Here is an 18,349-nt window from a genome sequence, read left to right as displayed (position 1 = left end):
TTACCTTCCCATCATGTCGAGTGAAGTGGACCACAACGATGTGGCCGTTCCCCTGGGGTGGCGGTTGCGGCTGCGCCAGGTCGGCCCCGGGATCATGGCCGCCGCGACCGGTGTCGGCGCGGGTGACCTGGTGGCGACGATGGTCGCCGGCTCCAAGTACGGGTACACGCTCCTGTGGGCGGTCATCCTCGGAACCGCGTTCAAACTGGCCCTCGGTGAGGCCGTCGGCCGCTGGCACCTGACCTCCGGGCAGACGATCCTCGCCGGTTGGCGCACGCTGGGTCGCTGGGCGCTGTGGTACTTCGGTGCCTACGCCCTGGTGTGGGGTTTCGTCTACGGCGCGACCGCCATGTCGGCCTCCGGGCTGCCGCTCAACGCCCTGTTCCCCGTGCTGTCGGTGCGCTGGTGGGCGATGCTCTGCGGCCTGGCCGGCTTCCTGCTGGTCTGGTACGGGCGCTACGCCGTGCTGGAGAAGGTCATGACCGCGTTCATCGGGGTCATGTTCGTGACCGTGGTCGGTACCGCCGTGCTGGTCACCCCGCGGCTGGCCGATCTGGGGGAGGGGCTGCTGCCCCGGCTGCCCGACGGCTCCCTGGTCTACGCTCTTGGCCTGATCGGAGGGGTCGGCGGCACCATCACGATGGCCGCCTACGGGTACTGGACCACGGCCAAGGGCTGGCGCGGCCCGTCCTGGTTGCCGATGATGCGCACCGACAACGCCCTGGGCTACGTCACCACCGGCGTGTTCGTCGTGGCCATGCTGGTCGTGGGCGCCGAGCTGCTCGCCGGCCAGGAGGTCGTCTCCGGCGACAAGGGTCTGCTGACGCTGGGCGACACGCTCGCCGCCGACTACGGCCAGTGGGCGCGGATCCCTTTCCTCATCGGGTTCTTCTCGGTGTCGTTCACCTCGGTGATCGGCGTGTGGAACGGCGTGAGCCTGCTGTTCGCCGACTGGTGGCGCACCGTGCGCGCCGCGCCGGAGAACACCACCCCGCAACGCGCCCCCGCCTACCGCGCCTACGTGCTGTGGCTGACCTTCCCGCCGATGGCGCTGCTGTTCCTCGACCAGCCCTTCCAGCTGACCGTCACCTACGGCGCGCTCGGCGCCCTGTTCATGCCGTTCCTGGCCGGGACCCTGCTGGTGATGCTGAACTCCCGGCGGATGCCGGCGCTGGGCCGGTCGGGCTGGGTGTCCAACGCGATGCTCGGGGCGTGCCTGGCGCTGTTCGTCTACCTGGCCTACGACCAGGTGCTGGGTCTGGTCACATGATGGCCCAGCACACGGCCGGCCTGCGGCGCCGCTCCGAGCGGGTCGGGCTGTTCGGGATGGCGGGTCTCGGGGTGCTCGTCGTGCTGGCCGACCTGCTCGGCTGGCTGGACACGATCGCCCCGGGCGGCGCCATCCCGAAGATCACCCTGCTGGTGCTCAGCAGCGTGACGGTCGTGCTGCTGCTGGAGCTCGACGGGTTCCGCAAGCTCGACGGCCTGGACAGCCGGCTGGCCAGCCTCAGCGCGGCGGTCGACCGGGGTTTCCGGCACGACCGGCACGCCGGGCTGGTCGCCGTGCACCCCCGGCTGACCGACGAGGCGTTCAACCGCTACGTCCGGGAGGCCGGGGAGATCACCGTGCTCAACACCTGGATCCCCAACCTCGACCGGCTGCGCGAACCGCTGGGCGAGGCGCTGGACCGGCGCGCGGAGGTGCGGATCCTGTTGCTCTACCCCAACTCCCTGGTCGCCCCGCTGCGCGACGACGCGTTGAAGGCGCGCGGGGTGAACCACCTGCACACCAGTGTGCGGGCCGGGGTACGGCAGTGCCTGGGGATCCTCGAGGAGCTGGTGTCCGAGCGCAGGCGGCGGGCGACGCACCTGAAGGTGAAGGTCTACAACTCGCTTCCGTCGGTGGCGGTCTACCGGGCCGACGAGCACTACCTGGTCAGCGTGTTCCTGCACGGTCAGTTGGCGATCGACTCGCCGCAGTTCGAGATCGACGGCGCGGACAGCGTGCTGGCCAAGCAGTTCCAGCGGGAGCTGGACACCCTGTGGGGCATCGGTTTCCCGGTGAACCCGCTGACCTGGGAACAGGACCTGGACCGCATTCGACCCTAGAGGAGGGACACCGTGCACGAGCTGGACGAGTTCGAGGACGAGCAGATCGCGCGGTTCCGCGACCACCCGGTGCTGCGCCGGGTGGACCGGCTGACCGACGTCGAGTTCCACGAGGTGGTGTTGCAGCGGCGGTTCCTGTCGCTGGCGTTCACCCCGGCCTACGACCTGGCGATCGACCTGCTGAGCGACCAGCAGACCTTGCGTGTCGCGCGGGCGATCCTGCGTGAGGAGTACCCCGACGAGGACGGCCGCACGCCGTCGCACCGCGAGGAGATGACCGAGGACATCCTGCGGCTGGGGGTGCGTCGGGAGGACCTGGTGCGCTCGCGGCCCTCGCCGTGCACCGTCGAGACCATCACCCGCACGCTGGAGCTGATCGCGGTGGCCGGTGCGGGGGAGTACCCGGACACCGGGCTGATCACGATCCTGCGGTTCTGGGGCGAGGTACTGGTGTCGGTGGAGTACGAACAGTTGTGGCGGCGGATCGGCCCGCTGCTGGGCGACCGGTCGACGTTCTACCTGCCGCACAAGGTGCACGACGCGAAGATCCGGCCGCTGGCCGAGGCGTCCCCGCTGGCCTCCACCCACTCCGACCAGCTGGGTCTTCGGTTGTGGCAGCGGCTGGACTCGCCGGAGGAGCAGAAGGTGTTCCGCCGCACCGAGGAGGCCGTGGTGGACGTGAAGGCAGGGTTCTACGACCAGTTCCGCCGCTGATCGAGCAGCGCCAGTACCAGCGCGACCGCGCGTTGTTCGGTGACCGACCGGCCGCCGGTGCGGGCGAGGTCGGTGACCACGTTCAGCGCGGCGTGCACCCGGAAGCGCAGTACCGCCGGGCGTTGCGGCTCCAGGTCGCCGAGCAGCCCGACCCAGGTGTCGACGTGGCGGCGCTGCGCGACCCGCAGCCGGTGGCGGTCGGCCGGCCGCAGGTTCTCGCTCTCGGAGACGTAGACGGCGGTCAGGTCGGCCTGGTCGAAGGTGATCCGCACGTAGGTCTCGGCCAGCCGGCGCAGTGCGGTGGCCGGGCTGGTGGTGCCGGTGAGCGCCTCGGCCGTGGCGAGTTCGAGGCGGCTGGTGGCCCGGTGGTAGGCGGCGGCGAGCAGGTCGGCCTTACCGGTGACGTGGGCGTAGACGCTGGAGGCGGTGATCCCGGCCGCCGCCCCGATCTCGGCGATGCTGACCGCGTGGTAGCCGCGTTCGTGGAACAGCCGCACCGCCTCGGCCAGCAGGCGTTCGCGGCGGGGGAGCAGGGTGAGCCGCCGGTCCGGGCCGGCCGGGCGGCGTCCTGGGGGCGGCAGGTCGGTGGCGAGCACGGCCAGCGCGCCGTCGGTGACGGTCCGTTCGGCGGTGCTCCTGGCCAGGGTGGCGCGGTGGGTCGACGGGCTGACCACGACGCTCAGCGCGGCCGCCACCAGCACCGAGACGTCCCGCGTGGACAGTGAGGGTCGGTTGCCGGCCACCAGTTCCCGCAGTACCGCCACGGTGTCGGCGAACCGCCCGGCCAGCCTGACGCGCTCGCCGGCCGGCAGGTGGCGGCTCTCCCACTGGTAGAGCCGGACCACCGGTCGCCGGTCGAGGGCGAACCGCACCAGGGCGCCGACCACGTCGGGCAGCCCGCCCGGCGCGGCGGACGCCACGGTGGTCGCGAACGCGCCCGCCAGCTCCTCGACGGCGGCGGCCAGGATCGCCTGTTTGGTCGGGAAGTGCCGGTAGATCGCCGGGCCGGTGATGCCCACGACCCCGGCGATGTCCTCCAGCGCGACGTTGTGAAACCCGCGCACGCAGAACAACTCCGCCGCGGCGAGGGCGATACACGCTCCCCGGTCCCGAGGCCGACGTCGCTGGGTGACCGGCATGGCCGGAGAGTACCTCGCACTGAATCGGAAATCGGGCGCTGTTATCAAAGATTTCGCGTTTCACCTGGGGATGTGTGTCGACAAGTAAGTCGTGATTCGGGAAGATGGTGACATGGCGATGGTCACCGCTGAGCAGGTCCGGTCCTCGGTCGGTGCCTGGACGATCTCCCGCCTGCTCCGCCGCGACGTCACCGTCCACGGGCACCTGCCCGCCCTCACCGGGGCCGACGGCGTCACCCGCACCTGGTCCCAGCTCGGCGAGGAGGTGCTCGCCGTCGCCGGTGGCCTGTCCGCGCTGGGCCTGCGCCGGGGTGAGCGGATGCTCCTTGGCCCGGCCACCCGCCCCGAGCACTGGGTGGTCGACCTGGCCTCGGTCCAGCTCGGCGCGATTCCCTGCACGGTCGACGCGGCCCTGGGCCCCGACCAGCTCCACCGGATCGCCCGGGACAGCGGGGCGACCGTCGTCGTCCTGACGGGCCCGGCCGAACTCACCCGGTGGGCGCCGGCGCTGGCCGCGATGCCGGCCCTGCGCGGGGTGGTCGTGCTGGACGGCGACGGGCACACCCGCTACGCCGACCTGCTCACCGCCGGGCACGACGCGCCGCTCACCGAGGACAGCCAGGACGACCCGGTGGCGGTGGTGCACACCGTCGCCGACCCGGCGGGCGTGGTGGTCTCCCACCGCGACGTCCTGCACCGGTGCGTCACCCAGGAGCTGGCCCGGCCGACCGCGCCGCACCCCAGGACCGTCGCCCACCTGCCGCTGACCCACGTCGAGGACCGCGTGCTCGGCCTGTACCTGCCGGTCTACTCGGCCGGGCACGTCACCGTCTGCCAGGACCCCGACCGGCTCGCCGAAACGCTGACCACGGTGGCACCACAGGCTTTTCTCGGCGCGCCCCCGGCGTGGGAGCGGCTCGCCACCCTCATCCGACACGTCCTGTCCACTGTGGACTGTTCGGTGCCGGCCGACGAGACCGTCCTCGCCCCGCTGCGCGCCCGGCTCGGGCTCGACGGGACCGTCCGGTTCGGCGGCGGCGCCCCGCCGGAGGTCCTGGACCTGCTCGCCGGCCTCGGCCTGCCGGTCGGCGGGGCCTGAGGTCACATCCTCGCCGCGCCGTCCCGGATGGCGTCGCGGATACGCGGGTAGGTGCCGCAGCGGCAGATGTTGCGCAGGCCGTCGAGGTCGGCGTCGGTGATCGACCGGCCCTCCTCGGTGACCCGGCGGACCAGCGCCACGGCCGCCATGATCTGGCCGGGCTGGCAGTAGCCGCACTGGGCGACGTCGTGGTCGAGCCAGGCCCGCTGCATCGGGTGCAGGTCCTCGTCGACCGTCGCCGCGAGGCCCTCGATGGTGGTCACCTCGTCGGTCGGTTCGAGGTCGCCGACCGGGATCGAGCACGGGCTGACGGCCCGCCCGTTGAGGTGGCTGGTGCACGCGCGGCACACGTTGATGCCGCAGCCGTACTTCGGGCCGGTGATGCCGAGGATGTCGCGCAACACCCACAGCAGCCGCACGTCGTCCTCGACGGTGACCGTCACCTGCTCGCCGTTGACGCGAAAGGTGTGCTCTGGCACGCGGATCTCCTTGTTCAGCTGGCGTGGTCGCGGCCGTCGGTCGGCGAGGCCGGCACCGGCGGCACGGTCGGCTTGGGCTCGAAGGACAGCGTGCCGTGGTTGATCGGGAAGGTGGTCGGCATGGTCCCGGTCGCCCGCCCGTAGGCGCACGCCACCGCCGCCATCGACGCCGCCACACTCAGCTCACCGGCCCCGCCGGGGTCCTCCGAGGTGTCCGGCATGATGATGATCCGCAGGTCGAGCGGGGTGTTCCACTGGCGGGTGTAGAAGTAGTTGTCCCAGCTGGCTTCCAGGAAGTACCCGTCGCGCAGGTGCAGGCTGGAGGTCAGCGCCAGCGCGATGCCGTCCATGACACCGCCCATCATCTGCGCCTCCAGCCCGCGCGGGTTGACCGCGAGCCCGACGTCCACGGCGAACACGACCTTGGTGACCCGGGGGCCGCCGACGCCGTCGCGGATGGGCCGGTTCACCGTCTCCGGCCGGCAGTCGATCTCCACCAGCGCGGCGCTGACCGACTTGTACTCGGCGTGGAACGCGATGCCCTGCGCGGTCCCGGCCGGCATCGCCCTGCCCCACTGTCCGACCTCGGCGACCTTGGCCAGTACGGCCTTCGCGCGGTCGGCGCGCAGGAACCGGCGGCGGAAGTCGTGGGGGTCGGAGCCCATCCTGGCGGCGAGCTGGTCGACGATCAGCTCGCGGGCGGTGGTGACGTCGGGGGAGTAGACGTTGCGCGTGCTGCCGGTGTTGAAGCCCTTGTCGGTCTCACTGAGCAACTGGCTGCTGACCCCGAACCGGTAGGACTGCTCCTGGCTGAGCAGGAAGAACGTCTCGGCGAACCCGATGTCCCCGACCGGCAGCTGTGCGGCGAACGCGGTGATGATCTCGCCGAGCCCGTGGCCGAGGTCGGTGGACACACTGGTGTGCCGCTGCTGGTAGCCCAGCACCGCGTCCCCGAGATAGGACATCCGCACCCGCGAGGTCGCCATCGGGTGGGTGCGTCCCTGCCGGGTGTCGTCGGCGCGGTGCCACATCAGCTTCACCGGCTTGCCGATCTTCTTGGACACCTCCGCCGCCTCCAGCGCGGCGTCGAAGAACAGCTTGCGGCCGAAGGAACCGCCGCCCTCGGTGACGTGCACGGTGACCCGGTTCAGCGGCAGCCCGATCCGCGCGGCGATCGACTGCCTGGCCACGATCGGCGACTTGAGCGCCGACCAGATCTCGGCCCGGTCGGCCCGGACGTCGGCGATGGCGCAGTTGGGCTCCAGCGCGCTGTTGCCCCGGAAGTGGAAGGTGAACCGGCCCTCCACGGTCGGCGTCAGCGGCGGCAGCAGACCCAGCGGCAGCTCGGCGGCGGCCAGCTCACGCAGCACCGTCTCGTCGGACTTCCCGGCCGCGGTGCCCGCCTTCCAGCTGACCCGCAGCGCCCGCACGCCGTCGACGCACTGCCCGAAGGTCCGCGCGCGGACCGCCACCCCGGTGCCGATCACCACGACGTCGGTCACGCCCGGCATGGCGGCGACCTCCGCCAGGTTGGCCACCGAGTTGACCGTGCCGTTGATGGTCGGCGGCCGGCAGACCATCGTCGGCAACGCGTTCGGCACGGCGAGGTCCATGGCGAACTTCTTGCGCCCGGTCACCGCGTCGAGCGCGTCCACCCGGTTGTGCGGGCGCCCGATGACCGTGAAGCTCTCCCTGGCCGCCAGCTCGACGGTCACCGGCTCGGACCGGTCGCTGGCCGCCCTGACCGCCAGCACCCCGAGCTCCACGCCCCGGCCGGCGCGGTCGGTGACCACGCCGGCCGACAACGTCAGCTCGCCGGCCGGCGAGCCCAGCTCGGCCGACGCCGCCGCCAGCAGCCGCTGTCGGGCGATCGCGGCGGCCACCCGGATCGGGCGGTAGGTGGCGTGGGTGGTGTTCGACCCGCCGGTGAGCTGGTTGAACACCAGCTCGGGCCGGGCGTCGGCGAGGGTGACCCGGATCCGGTCCAGCGGAAGGGACAGCTCCTCGGCGATCAGCATGGCCGTCGAGGTGGTGATGCCCTGGCCGACCTCGGCCCGGGGCAGCGCGAAGGACGCCGTGCCGTCCGCGTGGACCTCGACCGCGATCAGCCCGGCGGTGGGCAGCGTCGCGACCGTCATCAGGTCGGTCAGGTCGAGCAGGTCGGCGACGCGGGGGGCCGCCGCCGGCTGCGCCCCCGCCGCGCTCGCCACTCCCAGCTCGGCCGCGGTCACCAGCGTCGGCGCCGCCAGCACGTAGCCGAGGAACCGCCGCCGCCCGATGGACCCAGCCACGTCGCCACCACCACCCGGTTCGGTCATCGTCACTCCGGCCGGTTGGCCGTCGGGATCTCGATCTTCGTTTCCTGGCCCTTGGTGAGGAAGAACAGTATGTACTGACGCAGCGCCTCGTCGATGGTCCAGGCGATCTCCGGCACCAGCGGCAGCGGCACCAGGCCCTCGCGGAAACGCACCAGGATCGGCCACACGGTGGCGATCGTGCGCTCCCAGAACGGTTCCCGGGGGATCTCGTCCCAGTCGGCGACCTGCTCACCGACCAGGAACCGGGCCAGCGCGTTGCACAGCGGCCGGCTGATGCTGCCCGGGCTGGTCTGCTCGGCGAGCTGGCCGAGCAGGATGTCGGTCAGCACCACGCCCTCGCCGGTCGGCCCCATGTTGCGCGGCAGGACCTGGTCGGACTGGGCGTTGGCCGCGTCCCACGTGGCCGGGATGTACTCGTCGCGGATGCCGAGCAGGTGCGCGGTCACCTGCCAGGAGTGCAGGTAGGCCTCGCGGTCGGCGGTGGGCATCGGGACCTTCCACCTGAGCATCTCGCGCATCGCGAAGGTCGGCAGCGTGTGCCAGGTGACCAGCATGTCCTCCTGGCTGATCGGGATGTCGCCGCCCCAGTGCGGGGACTGCTGGAGCAGGTGGCGCACGGCGGCGTGCACCAGCCTGGTCTTCACCGCGTTGACCACGCAGTTGCCGTCGGGCCGGTAGGCGTTGAGCGCGCCGACGGCGAAGCCGAGGATGCTGGTCTTGGCGACGCGGTCCTCCATGTCGGCGCCACCCGCCGAGTAGTAGACCGCGCGCGCCTCCTTGGGAATGGCGGTGCTGAGCATGCCACCGCCGACACCGTTGAGCAGGTTGAGGTACAGGCCCCGCGACTTGTTGAACTCGGCCGCGGTCTCCAGTTTGCCCCGGTCGGCCCACGACGGCAGCTGCCGGGCGCCCTCGATGAAGTCCGCCAGGTCGGCCGGCAGCCCGGCGGGCAGCGGCTGGTCGTTGCGATTCCAGTTCCACAGCAGCCGGTTGACCTCGGGCACCGCGCCCCGGTCCAGCAGCGAGGCGACCAGCGGGTCGGCCTCCTCGTCCCACACCCACCGCGGATCGGTGCCGGCGCCGGCACCGGCCACCGATCCGCTGGGGGCCCACGACCAGTCGGTCGTGCGTGCCTGGGCCGGGGTGGCCACGCCGAGCGCACCCAGCGCACCGACGGCACCACCCGAGACCAACATCCTGCGCCTGCTCAGCTCCGCCATTCCCACGAACTCCTCGTCATCGCGTGCACATCGGTCAGGAAGGACGGTTGGACTCGGGGATCTCGATGCTGATCGTCCGTCCTTCGGAGAGGAACAGCAGCGCTGCCTTGCGCAGGAACTCGTCGAACAGCCAGTAGGCGTCCGGCGCTCCCGGGAAGGGCAGCAGGCCCTCGCGCACGGCGATGAACGGGCCCCACGCGGTGCGCAGCAGCCCGTCCCACAGCGGGTAGCGCGAGATCCGCAGCCAGCTGGCGATCTGGTCGCCGAGCATGAACCGGGTGAACGCGCCGAGGATGGGCTTGCTCAGGATGCCGCCGTCGATGATCGAGCCCAGGTTGAGCAGGATGTCGGCCAGCGCGATGCCCTCGTTGGTCGGCGCGAGGACCGGGTTGAGCACCTGATCGGCCTGGGAGTTGGCCTCGTCCCAGGTGGCCGGGATGTACTCGTCGTGGATGCCGAGCATGTGCGCGCACACCTGCCAGGAGTGCAGGAACGCCTCGGACTCGTGGGCGGGGATCGGCACCCTCCAGTCGACGAGTTTCCGCATGACGGTCGTCGGCAGGCTGTGCCAGGTGACCATCATGTCCCGCTGGCTGATCGGGATGTCCTCCTCGGCGACCGGCGGCCAGTGCGGCGACTGCGGCAGCAGGTGGCGCACGGCGGCGTGCACGAGTCTGGTCTTCACGCAGGTCACGATCATCTCGCCGTCGGCGGCGTAGGCGTTGCGGGTGCCGATGTCGTAGCCGAGTTTGGCGGTCTTGGAGATGCGGTCCTTCATGTCCGCGCCGCCCTGCGAGTAGTAGACCGCGCGAGCCTCCTTGGGGATGACCGTGCTCATCATGCCGCTGGCCAGTCCGTACAGGACGCCGAGGTAGAGCCCGCGCTTCTCGTTGAAGTCGAAGGCGGTGGCGAGCTTGCCCTGGTCGGTCCAGGACGGCAGCTGCCGGGCGCTGTCCATGAAGTCGCGCAGGTCGGCCGGGAGTCCGGAGGGCAGCGGCTGGCCGTTCTTGGTCCAGGTCCGGAGAAGCTGGTTGACCCGGGGCACGTCGCCCCGGTCGAGCAGGGAGGCGACCAGCGGGTCGGCCTCCGGGTCCCACACCCATCGGGGGTCGGCGCCGGCACCCGCGCCAGCCACCGAACCGCTGGCCGACCAGGTCCACGGCACCGCCACGCCGAGTGCGCCGGCCGCGCCCATCACGCCGCCCGCCTTCAACATGTTGCGCCTGCTGAGTCCGTCCATGGCTAGCTCTTCCTCCTCGTCGAGGCCCGAGCACTGTACTGATACGATGAAACGAGAGATGCTTCTGTGTATCATCAATAACACACCGTATCGGTCATCACAAGGCCCTGTAGTCGCCGCGGAGGGCGATGAGGCAGAATCGGCCACCGGAGGTGAGCGTGGAACCCGCACTGTCCGTATTCATGGCGCCGAGGGGCTCCGAGTCGTTGCTGGAGCGTGCCTACACCGACGCCGTCGAACAGGTCGACGACGTGGACGAGGCGCGCTCCCGCATTCTCGACGCGGCCTACGAACAGTTCTGCCGGATGGGTATCCAGCGGTCCACAATGGAAGACGTGGCCCGCCGGGCAGGGGTTTCGCGGATCACCGTCTACCGCCGGTTCGCCACGAAGGACACTCTGGTCGAACATGTCGTCCGCCGCGAGTTCCGGCGTTATTTCGACCAGTTCCTCATTGATATCGAACGGGCCACGACGGCGGCGGACCGAGTGGTTCTCGGTTTTGTCAGCTCGTTGCGTGCCATTCGGAACAATCCGTTGATCGGTGGGCTCATCGCCGCCGAACCGGACCTGCTGGTGCCCTCGATGATCACCGATGGTGGCCGGACCCTGGCCACCGTCCGGCAGTTCGTCGCCGGCCAGCTGCGCCGCGAGCAGCGCGCCGGCACGGTGTCCGGCGAGCTGGACGCCGATCTCGTAGCCGAGATGATGGTGCGGGTTTCCGCCTCGTTTCTGGCGATTCCCAGCCTCGTCATCGATCTCGACGACGAGGAGCGGCTGGCCGAGGTGGCCCACCAGTTCCTCGTCCCCATGCTGACGCCGAGGTCGTCCGGTTAACACGCCCCGCGGCCTGAAAAGGTTGCCTCACGATGGTGTTCGTTATGAAAACGAGATCGATTTCACGAGTTTTCGCCTGAAATCCCGCTGATTCATTGTCAGTCGATATCAACGACCGTTATCTTTCCTCCGCCAATCGAAGAAGCGGAGGTTCAGGTGCGAATAGGCAGAACGCTCGGGACCGGCGTCGCCATCGTCGGGATGGTGCTCGGCACCGTCGGCGTGGCGAGCGCGGCACCCCGGCAGAGCGACTCCCATGACGCGGCCAGACCCAACGGCACCACGGTCACCCTGGTCACCGGTGACCAGGTCACCCTGCACGCCGACCAGCGCATCTCGGTCACACCGGGCAGCGACCGCGACGACATGACGTTCTCCCGTTCGAAGGTCGGCGATCACGTCTACGTCATCCCCGGCGACGCACGCCAGCTCGTCGCGACCGGACACCTCGACCGGCGGCTGTTCGACGTCACCACGCTGGTCGAGTTCGGCTACGACGACGCGCACACCGACAGCGTGCCGCTGATCGTCACCGGTGCCGACGGGGCCGGCGCACCCCGGCTCGCCGGTAACTCGCGGCCGTTACCCAGCATCGACGGCGTCGCGCTCGCGGCGGCCAAGAACGGTGCCACCTGGGAGGCGTTGACCGACGGCGTGGGGGTACGCACGGCCACGCGCGGGGTGAACCGGATCTGGCTCGACGGCAAGCGCGAGGCGGTCCTTGACCGCAGCGCCGCGCAGATCGGCGCGCCGGCGGCCTGGGAGGCCGGCCTGACCGGTGAGGGTGTGCGGGTCGCGGTGCTCGACACCGGCGTCGACCAGACCCACCCCGACCTCGCCGGCCAGGAGGTCGCCGAGCAGAACTTCTCCGCGTCCCCGGACGCGGTCGACAACTACGGCCACGGCACGCACGTCGCGTCGATCCTGGCCGGCACCGGCGCCAAGGCCGGCGGCAAGTACCGGGGGATCGCCAGCGGCGCGGACATCCTCGACGGCAAGGTGCTCGACGACTACGGGTTCGGCTCGGACTCGGAGATCATCGCCGGCATGGAGTGGGCGGCCGCCCAGGACGCCGACATCATCAGCATGAGCCTCGGCGGCGCGGACACCCCCGGGCTCGACCCGATGGAGCAGGCGGTCGAGACGCTCACCGCCGAGCACGACGTGCTGTTCGTGATCGCCGCCGGCAACGGTTTCTCGAACGACGAGCCCGTCGCCTCGCCCGGCAGCGCCCCCTCGGCGCTCACCGTCGGCGCGGTCGACCGGGACGACTCGCTCGCCCCGTTCTCGCTGACCGGCCCGACCGTCGGCGACGGCGCCGTCAAGCCCGACCTGACCGCGCCGGGCGTGGAGATCGTGGCCGCACTGCACTCCGCCGGCACCATCGCCCCGCCGGTCGAGGACGGCTACACCGCGCTGTCGGGCACCTCGATGGCCACCCCGCACGTCGCCGGGGTCGCCGCGATGATCGCCCAGCAGCACCCGGACTGGACCGCCCAGCAGCTCAAGGCCGCCCTGGCCGGCTCGGCCACGCCGACCGACGGCCTGACCGCCTTCCAGCAGGGCAGCGGCCGGGTCGACGTGCCGCGCGCGATGACCGCGTCGGTGGTCGCCGAGCCCTCCAGCGTCAGCCTGGGCGTCCAGACCTGGCCCCGCGAGGACGACCAGCCGGTGACCAGGCCGGTCACCTACCGCAACCTCGGTGACGCCGACGTGACGCTCGCCCTCACGCTGGAGGCCACCGACCCCAACGGCGACCCGACCGACGCGTTCTCGCTCAGCGTCGACCAGCTCACCGTTCCCGCCGGCGGCACGGCCTCGGTCGAGGTCACCGGAGACCCGCGCACCGGTCCGGCCGACGGCGCCTACTCCGGCACGATCGTGGCCACCGCCGGCGACTCGGTCACCCGCACCCCGGTGGGCATCTCCCGCGAGGAGGAGAGCTACGACCTCACGGTGACCTTCCGCGACGATCCGGCCGTGGCGGCCGACGCCTACGTCGTCAGCGCGATGGGGCTGGACGAGTTCAGCATCATCGACGGCTTCAGCGAGGACGGCACGGTGACGATGCGCCTGCCGAAGGGTCGCTACCTGATGGAGTACCTGTCGTTCACCAACGACAACTCCAACAGCACACAGCTGATCCAACCGGGTCTGCTGCTCGACCGGAACCAGGCCTTCGAGGTCGACCTGGCCTCGGCCAGCCCGGTGGACGTCACCCCGCCCGGCGGGGCCGAGCTGGGGATCGCCGAGATCGCCTACCAGGTCGACAACGACGGCCAGGCGTTCGGCAGCGGGTTCCTGATCTTCGGTGACGAACTGGACGGGGTGCGCTTCGGGCAGCTCGGTGACCCGTTGCCGGAACTGGCGTTCGACGCCTGGGTGCACACCGGCTGGCAGGACGCCCAGAACGAGCTGTACTCCCTTGCCTGGTTCCTCGACCGCTACCCGACGGACTTCACCAAGGTCGTCGGACCGGACGACGTGGCGACGCTGCGGGTCGACATCGGTCCGTCGGCGCAGGCGCCCAGCGGATCACTGTTCCGCTCGCCTCAGCCGGCCTCGGGCTCGCTGTGGACCGCGGCACTCGGTCAGGACGTGTCCCTTCCCGGGGTCAGCACCCTCCACGTCACCACCGAGGACATCCGATGGGCCACCAGCCTGTGGATCTTCGGGGAGACCGACCTCGTGGCGAGCTACGACGGGTCGCCGCTGCCCTACGACAGCGGTCGCACCTACGACCAGCGGATCAACCACCCGGTGTTCGGCCCCGGCCTGCCGGCGGGGGACTACCAGTGGGCCTACCGGGGGGCGGACGAGATCAGCGTCGACCTCCCGCTGTTCACCGACGGCGCCGGCAACGCGGGCTTCACCCCGACCGAGTCCGGCTCGACGAAGCTCTACCTCGGCGACGAACTGGTCGGCGAGACGCCGCTGGCCGGGCGCGGGTTCTTCTCCGTGCCGGCGCAGGCCGGTGACTACCGGCTCACCACCGAGGCGACCAGGTCGGCCGACTACGGCCTGAGCACCTCGGTCGGTGCCGAGTGGACGTTCCGTTCGTCGCATGTGGACGGCGAGGAACCGTTGCCGCTCAACGTTGTTCGATTCCAGCCCAAGCTCGATGCGGACGGTTCGGCCCCGGCCGGCAGGGCGGCGTTGGTTCCGGTGCGCATGCAGAACGAGCTGGGTGCCCTGGAGTACCCGAAGGCACTGACCGTCGACGTCTCCTACGACGAGGGGAAGACCTGGCGCAAGGCCGCGGTGCTCGTGCGCCAGGTGGCGGTGCTCGAACACCCGGCGGGGGCGAGTTCGGTGTCCCTGCGTGCCTCGGCGACCGACCAGGACGGGAACACGGTCACCCAGACCGTGATCCGGGCCTACACACTGAAGTGAGGTAACGCACTCCCGGCCGGTGGTCACCCCCGACCACCGGCCGGGAGCCGGCCCAGCGGGCCGACGGTCACCCGTTCGTGCGCCGAACCGATCAGGATTCGAGAAGCGCCGGGCCGGAAGACCGGATTACGGTCGTCGCCAGACAGTCCCGATTGGACCGACGACCTGGAGAGACAGTGAGTACCACCAAGGGAATCAAGACCGTTCTGCATCCCGTGACCGACCTCGCGGCGGCCAAGGCGCTGTACACCGCGCTGCTGGGCATCGACCCGCAGACCGAAGGGCCCTACTACGTCGGCTACGACGTGGAGGGCCAGCACGTCGGCCTGGTCCCCGGAGGGGGCCCGCAGGGCATGACCTCACCGGTCGCCTACTGGGAGGTCGCCGACCTCGACGCCAAGCTGGCCGAGGTGACCGCCGCCGGCGGCACGGTCACCGAGCCGGCCCGCGAGGTCGGCGGAGGCCGGCGGGTCGCCACGTTCACCGACCCCGACGGCAACGTCCTGGGGATTCTGCAGGACGGCTGAGCCGGGCCGACGGTCGGGTGGCCACCGGACCCGCCCGACCGCCGCCGAACGGACCAACGGGGACAACGGCGGACGCACCCTGTGCCAACGGTGATCGGCGTGCTAAACCTGAAAGGTGATCTAGCGGTCGACGCCAAAGGAGCCGTCGGATGCTGATGCAGAACCTCGCGATCCTCGTGTTGGCCGGTTTCGTCGGCTTCGCGGTCATCTCGAAGGTCCCGAACACGCTGCACACCCCGTTGATGTCGGGCACCAACGCCATCCACGGGATCGTCGTGCTCGGCGGGTTCATCGTCCTGGGATCGGGCGCCGACGGGACGCTGAACAAGATCCTGCTGGTGGTGGCGATCGCCTTCGGCACGATGAACGTGGTCGGCGGCTTCCTGGTGACCGACCGGATGCTGGCGATGTTCAAGACCAAACGCACCGAGGACACGCCGGGCGGCCCGGCCGGGGACAGGGACGGTGCGCGGTCATGAGCTGGCTCCAGGACGAGACGGTCATCCAGAGCCTGTACATCGTCGCCTTCGCGCTGTTCATCTTCGGGTTGATGGGCCTGACCGGTCCGCGAACCGCCGTGCGCGGCAACCTGCTCGCCGCCGCCGGCATGGCGGTCGCGGTCGGCGCGACGCTGCTGACCCCTGGACTGGGCAACTGGTGGCTGATCCTGCTCGGCGTGGCGATCGGTACGGCCGCGGGCGTACCGGCGGCCCGCAAGGTCCGGATGACCGCCATGCCGCAGATGGTGGCGCTGTTCAACGGCGTCGGCGGGGGCGCGATCGCGCTGATCGCGTGGGTGGAGTTCCGGCACAGCAACGGGTTCGAGCACGCGGCGGCCTACGTGTCGATCGCCTCGCTGTTCGCCGCGCTGATCGGCTCGGTCTCGTTCTGGGGCTCGACGATCGCGTTCGGCAAGCTGCAGGAGGTGCTCCCTGGCCGGCCGGTGACCGCCGGACGACTCCAGCAGCCGATCAACCTCGTGCTGCTGCTCGGGTCGCTGGCCTGCGGGGTGTCGATCGCCGTCGGCGGCCAGGCAGAACTGCTGATGATCGGCCTGCTGGTGACCTCGGCGGCGCTCGGGGTGCTGGTGGTCCTGCCGATCGGCGGCGCGGACATGCCGGTGGTGATCTCGCTGCTGAACGCGGCGACCGGGCTCAGCGCGGCGGCGATGGGGCTGGCGCTGGACAACACGGCGCTGATCGTGGCCGGCATGATCGTCGGCGCGTCCGGTTCGATCCTGACCAACCTGATGGCCAAGGCGATGAACCGGTCGATCCCGTCGATCGTGGCCGGCGGGTTCGGCGGGAACGGGTCCTCCGGCGGGCCGGCCGTCGCGGCGGGGCAGCGGTCGGCTCGCCGGACCAGTGCGGCGGACGCGGCCATCCAACTGGCCTACGCCCACCAGGTGATCATCGTGCCCGGGTACGGGATGGCGGTGGCCCAGGCCCAACACACCGTGCGGGACATGGCCACCGCACTGGAGTCGAAGGGCGTCTCGGTCTACTACGCGATCCATCCGGTGGCCGGGCGCATGCCCGGCCACATGAACGTGTTGCTGGCGGAGGCGGACGTGCCCTACGACCAGCTCAAGGAGATGGCGGACATCAACGGCGAGTTCACCCACACCGACGTCACCCTGGTCATCGGCGCGAACGACGTCACCAACCCGGCGGCCCGCACGGATCCCGGCTCACCGATCTACGGTATGCCGATCCTCGATGTCGACCACAGTCGGTCGGTGATCGTCCTCAAACGATCGATGAACCCCGGCTTCGCCGGCGTGGACAACGAGCTCTACTACCATCCGAAGACCAGCATGCTCTTCGGCGACGCCAAGTCATCGGTCAACGAACTCACCAGGGAACTGAAGGCCCTGTAACAACCGGGTCACGCCGCGCGCCGGGTCGTCGTCACCGGGTCGTTCCAGGTGATCGACGTCGGCGAGAGCATCGCGTCGGGCTGGTTGTGCCAGTGGTCGAACTCCTCGATCACGAGCACGGGGGTGACATCGGTGCGGAAGGCGGCGGTGGTGGCGGTGGCGGCGGACATGGTGGGCTCCCTCGGTTCTTGAGTGATTTACGACCCTGTGGTCTTGACAGGAAGTCTTGACCTCTGGAAGAGCACCAACCAGTGCCCGGGTCACGGTCGACCCATGCGTTCCTCATGCGGCCATCCACCGCTTCTCATGCTCCGTTTGCTGCATGAGATTCAAATGATTCACGGAGCACCCGAATCGCCCGAACGGGTGACGCCCGGATGCGCCAGCCGACTGCTCCCGGCCGTCCACGATGGACGAATTGCGGGACCGGGGGAGCGCTGTCATGGTGGAGAGACGTTCCGAACTGCCACCGACGGAAGGGGGTCGGCTGATGACCACCACCGAGATGCCGGCCATCAGTGAATGCACGGTCACCACCTGTTCCTACAACGCCGACCACGACTGCCACGCCTTCGCGATCACGGTCAGTGGCGTGAACGGCGCGGCCGACTGCGCCACGTTCGTGCCGCTGGACGCCAAGGGCGGCCTGCCGAGGGTCATGTCCCAGGTCGGCGCCTGCTCGCGCGCCGACTGCGTCTACAACAAGAACCTCGAGTGCGGTGCCTCGGCGGTGAAGGTCGCCCCCGGTCCGGGCGGCCACGACGCGAACTGCATGACCTACGTGGCCAGGTGATGTGACTAGTTCATCCGGTGGGTTGGCGGGTCCTCCCGCCAGCCCACCGGGCGGCCCTGCCCCGGCCAGTCGTGATAGGGGGAGCGGTTGTACCGGACGGCGGCGCCGGCCGCGTTGACCACCAGTGAACCGATCGAGATCCCGATCAGCAGGTAGAGCGCCGCGTTGGCCACCCGCACGTCCGGGGCCACCTCGACGCTGAACGGCCACACCGTCATCGCCACGGTGGCCAGCGCGATGATCCAGCCGAAGAAGATCATCGGCCGGGGTGCGACCAGCAGCAGCACGTGGGCCAGTGCCGTGGCCAGCAGTGCGCCGAGCACCGAGAACCCGGCCACCCACACCGCGCCGACGTAGTCGATCGCGCCGGGGGTGTTGCCCGGCGCGATCACCGGGATGCCGAACACGCCGCGGATGACCAGCACGCCCACCACCGCGACCAGCGCGGCGACGACGGCGGTCGCCAGGCCGCCGGTCCACATACGACCCGCTTCGACCGACACCGACTCGTCGGCCGGTTCCACCCAAGGCTGGTACTGGTTGTCCGTCACGGTTCTTCCTCCGCCCTGTTCACCTCGGCCAAACGTATTGCGGCGCGGGCGA

16 protein-coding genes and 1 pseudogene are annotated in these 18,349 nt (G+C 70.5%); 10 read left to right on the top strand and 7 right to left on the bottom strand.

Going from position 1 to position 18,349, the window contains the following annotated elements; all coding sequences use genetic code 11:
* Window positions 1-13: 13 nt before the first annotated feature.
* Genes BLA60_RS08510 through BLA60_RS08500 form a run of 3 tightly spaced genes read left to right on the top strand, consistent with a single transcriptional unit; the run spans window position 14 to window position 2,823 of the window.
* Window positions 14-1,270, top strand: a complete 1,257-nt coding sequence (locus tag BLA60_RS08510; RefSeq protein ID WP_075132245.1) for an Nramp family divalent metal transporter — start codon at window positions 14-16, stop codon at window positions 1,268-1,270.
* Window positions 1,267-2,109, top strand: coding sequence for a hypothetical protein (locus BLA60_RS08505; RefSeq protein WP_245811888.1), 843 nt, complete (start codon window positions 1,267-1,269; stop codon window positions 2,107-2,109). The genes BLA60_RS08510 and BLA60_RS08505 overlap by 4 nt, the downstream gene beginning before the upstream one ends.
* 12 nt (window positions 2,110-2,121) lie before the next feature.
* Complete coding sequence (locus BLA60_RS08500; RefSeq protein WP_075132244.1) at window positions 2,122-2,823, top strand: hypothetical protein; 702 nt, start codon at window positions 2,122-2,124, stop codon at window positions 2,821-2,823.
* Here BLA60_RS08500 and BLA60_RS08495 read toward each other — a convergent pair.
* Window positions 2,802-3,962, bottom strand: a complete 1,161-nt coding sequence (locus tag BLA60_RS08495; RefSeq protein ID WP_075132243.1) for a TetR/AcrR family transcriptional regulator — start codon at window positions 3,960-3,962, stop codon at window positions 2,802-2,804. The two genes, BLA60_RS08500 and BLA60_RS08495, sit on opposite strands and share 22 nt — an antisense overlap.
* Window positions 3,963-4,080: 118 nt before the next feature.
* Here BLA60_RS08495 and BLA60_RS08490 point away from each other — a divergent pair, with 118 nt between their 5' ends.
* On the top strand, window positions 4,081-5,061 hold the full coding sequence (locus BLA60_RS08490; protein WP_162292925.1) for an AMP-binding protein: 981 nt from the start codon (window positions 4,081-4,083) through the stop codon (window positions 5,059-5,061).
* Between the two features lie 2 nt (window positions 5,062-5,063).
* Here BLA60_RS08490 and BLA60_RS08485 read toward each other — a convergent pair whose 3' ends face one another.
* The 4 genes from BLA60_RS08485 to BLA60_RS08470 are packed head-to-tail and all read right to left on the bottom strand — an operon-like array spanning window position 5,064 to window position 10,318.
* Window positions 5,064-5,540: a (2Fe-2S)-binding protein gene (locus BLA60_RS08485; protein WP_075132241.1), complete on the bottom strand. Its 477-nt coding sequence runs from the start codon at window positions 5,538-5,540 to the stop codon at window positions 5,064-5,066.
* Window positions 5,541-5,554: 14 nt separating this feature from the next.
* Window positions 5,555-7,858: a molybdopterin cofactor-binding domain-containing protein gene (locus BLA60_RS08480; RefSeq protein WP_075132240.1), complete on the bottom strand. Its 2,304-nt coding sequence runs from the start codon at window positions 7,856-7,858 to the stop codon at window positions 5,555-5,557.
* 2 nt (window positions 7,859-7,860) lie between these two features.
* Window positions 7,861-9,078, bottom strand: coding sequence for an oxygenase MpaB family protein (locus BLA60_RS08475; protein ID WP_075132239.1), 1,218 nt, complete (start codon window positions 9,076-9,078; stop codon window positions 7,861-7,863).
* 34 nt (window positions 9,079-9,112) lie between these two features.
* Complete coding sequence (locus BLA60_RS08470) at window positions 9,113-10,318, bottom strand: oxygenase MpaB family protein (protein ID WP_075132238.1); 1,206 nt, start codon at window positions 10,316-10,318, stop codon at window positions 9,113-9,115.
* A 158-nt stretch (window positions 10,319-10,476) separates the two neighbouring features.
* On the opposite strand from BLA60_RS08470, the gene BLA60_RS08465 reads away from it, so the two are divergent.
* From BLA60_RS08465 to BLA60_RS08445, 5 genes and pseudogenes are all read left to right on the top strand, one after another.
* Window positions 10,477-11,154 (top strand): TetR/AcrR family transcriptional regulator, encoded by a 678-nt coding sequence (locus tag BLA60_RS08465; protein WP_075132574.1) that lies wholly within the window; start codon window positions 10,477-10,479, stop codon window positions 11,152-11,154.
* Between the two features lie 201 nt (window positions 11,155-11,355).
* Window positions 11,356-12,714, top strand: a pseudogene (locus BLA60_RS46515) (S8 family serine peptidase); the annotation flags it as partial.
* Between the two features lie 2,009 nt (window positions 12,715-14,723).
* Window positions 14,724-15,074, top strand: coding sequence for a VOC family protein (locus BLA60_RS08455; protein ID WP_084734756.1), 351 nt, complete (start codon window positions 14,724-14,726; stop codon window positions 15,072-15,074).
* A 149-nt stretch (window positions 15,075-15,223) separates the two neighbouring features.
* On the top strand, window positions 15,224-15,553 hold the full coding sequence (locus BLA60_RS08450; RefSeq protein WP_075132236.1) for an NAD(P) transhydrogenase subunit alpha part 2: 330 nt from the start codon (window positions 15,224-15,226) through the stop codon (window positions 15,551-15,553).
* Entirely contained in the window at window positions 15,550-16,953 is a 1,404-nt protein-coding gene (locus BLA60_RS08445) for an NAD(P)(+) transhydrogenase (Re/Si-specific) subunit beta (RefSeq protein ID WP_075132235.1), read from the top strand. The genes BLA60_RS08450 and BLA60_RS08445 overlap by 4 nt, the downstream gene beginning before the upstream one ends.
* Before the next feature lie 8 nt (window positions 16,954-16,961).
* Here BLA60_RS08445 and BLA60_RS43070 read toward each other — a convergent pair whose 3' ends face one another.
* Entirely contained in the window at window positions 16,962-17,123 is a 162-nt protein-coding gene (locus BLA60_RS43070; RefSeq protein WP_154814218.1) for a hypothetical protein, read from the bottom strand.
* A 320-nt stretch (window positions 17,124-17,443) separates the two neighbouring features.
* Here BLA60_RS43070 and BLA60_RS08440 point away from each other — a divergent pair, with 320 nt between their 5' ends.
* Window positions 17,444-17,746, top strand: coding sequence for a DUF1540 domain-containing protein (locus BLA60_RS08440; protein ID WP_075132234.1), 303 nt, complete (start codon window positions 17,444-17,446; stop codon window positions 17,744-17,746).
* A 5-nt stretch (window positions 17,747-17,751) separates the two neighbouring features.
* Here BLA60_RS08440 and BLA60_RS08435 read toward each other — a convergent pair whose 3' ends face one another.
* Entirely contained in the window at window positions 17,752-18,297 is a 546-nt protein-coding gene (locus BLA60_RS08435) for a DUF6069 family protein (RefSeq protein ID WP_075132233.1), read from the bottom strand.
* Between the last annotated feature and the right edge of the window lie 52 nt (window positions 18,298-18,349).

Source organism: Actinophytocola xinjiangensis, from assembly GCF_001921215.1.
Classification (GTDB): Bacteria; Actinomycetota; Actinomycetes; order Mycobacteriales; family Pseudonocardiaceae; genus Actinophytocola; species Actinophytocola xinjiangensis.
The sequence above is the reverse complement of the archived record's forward strand: the minus strand, read 5'-3'. Positions and strand labels throughout refer to the sequence as shown.

Excerpts from the sequence above, each read along its gene's own strand:
- BLA60_RS08510 (WP_075132245.1), top strand. The coding sequence starts at position 14 with ATGTCGAGTGAAGTGGACCACAACGATGTGGCCGTTCCCCTGGGGTGG.
- BLA60_RS08470 (WP_075132238.1), bottom strand. The coding sequence starts at position 10,318 with ATGGACGGACTCAGCAGGCGCAACATGTTGAAGGCGGGCGGCGTGATG.
- BLA60_RS08495 (WP_075132243.1), bottom strand. The coding sequence starts at position 3,962 with ATGCCGGTCACCCAGCGACGTCGGCCTCGGGACCGGGGAGCGTGTATC.
- BLA60_RS08505 (WP_245811888.1), top strand. The coding sequence starts at position 1,267 with ATGATGGCCCAGCACACGGCCGGCCTGCGGCGCCGCTCCGAGCGGGTC.
- BLA60_RS08490 (WP_162292925.1), top strand. The coding sequence starts at position 4,081 with ATGGTCACCGCTGAGCAGGTCCGGTCCTCGGTCGGTGCCTGGACGATC.
- BLA60_RS43070 (WP_154814218.1), bottom strand. The coding sequence starts at position 17,123 with ATGTCCGCCGCCACCGCCACCACCGCCGCCTTCCGCACCGATGTCACC.
- BLA60_RS08440 (WP_075132234.1), top strand. The coding sequence starts at position 17,444 with ATGACCACCACCGAGATGCCGGCCATCAGTGAATGCACGGTCACCACC.
- BLA60_RS08445 (WP_075132235.1), top strand. The coding sequence starts at position 15,550 with ATGAGCTGGCTCCAGGACGAGACGGTCATCCAGAGCCTGTACATCGTC.
- BLA60_RS08475 (WP_075132239.1), bottom strand. The coding sequence starts at position 9,078 with ATGGCGGAGCTGAGCAGGCGCAGGATGTTGGTCTCGGGTGGTGCCGTC.
- BLA60_RS08480 (WP_075132240.1), bottom strand. The coding sequence starts at position 7,858 with ATGACCGAACCGGGTGGTGGTGGCGACGTGGCTGGGTCCATCGGGCGG.
- BLA60_RS08450 (WP_075132236.1), top strand. The coding sequence starts at position 15,224 with ATGCTGATGCAGAACCTCGCGATCCTCGTGTTGGCCGGTTTCGTCGGC.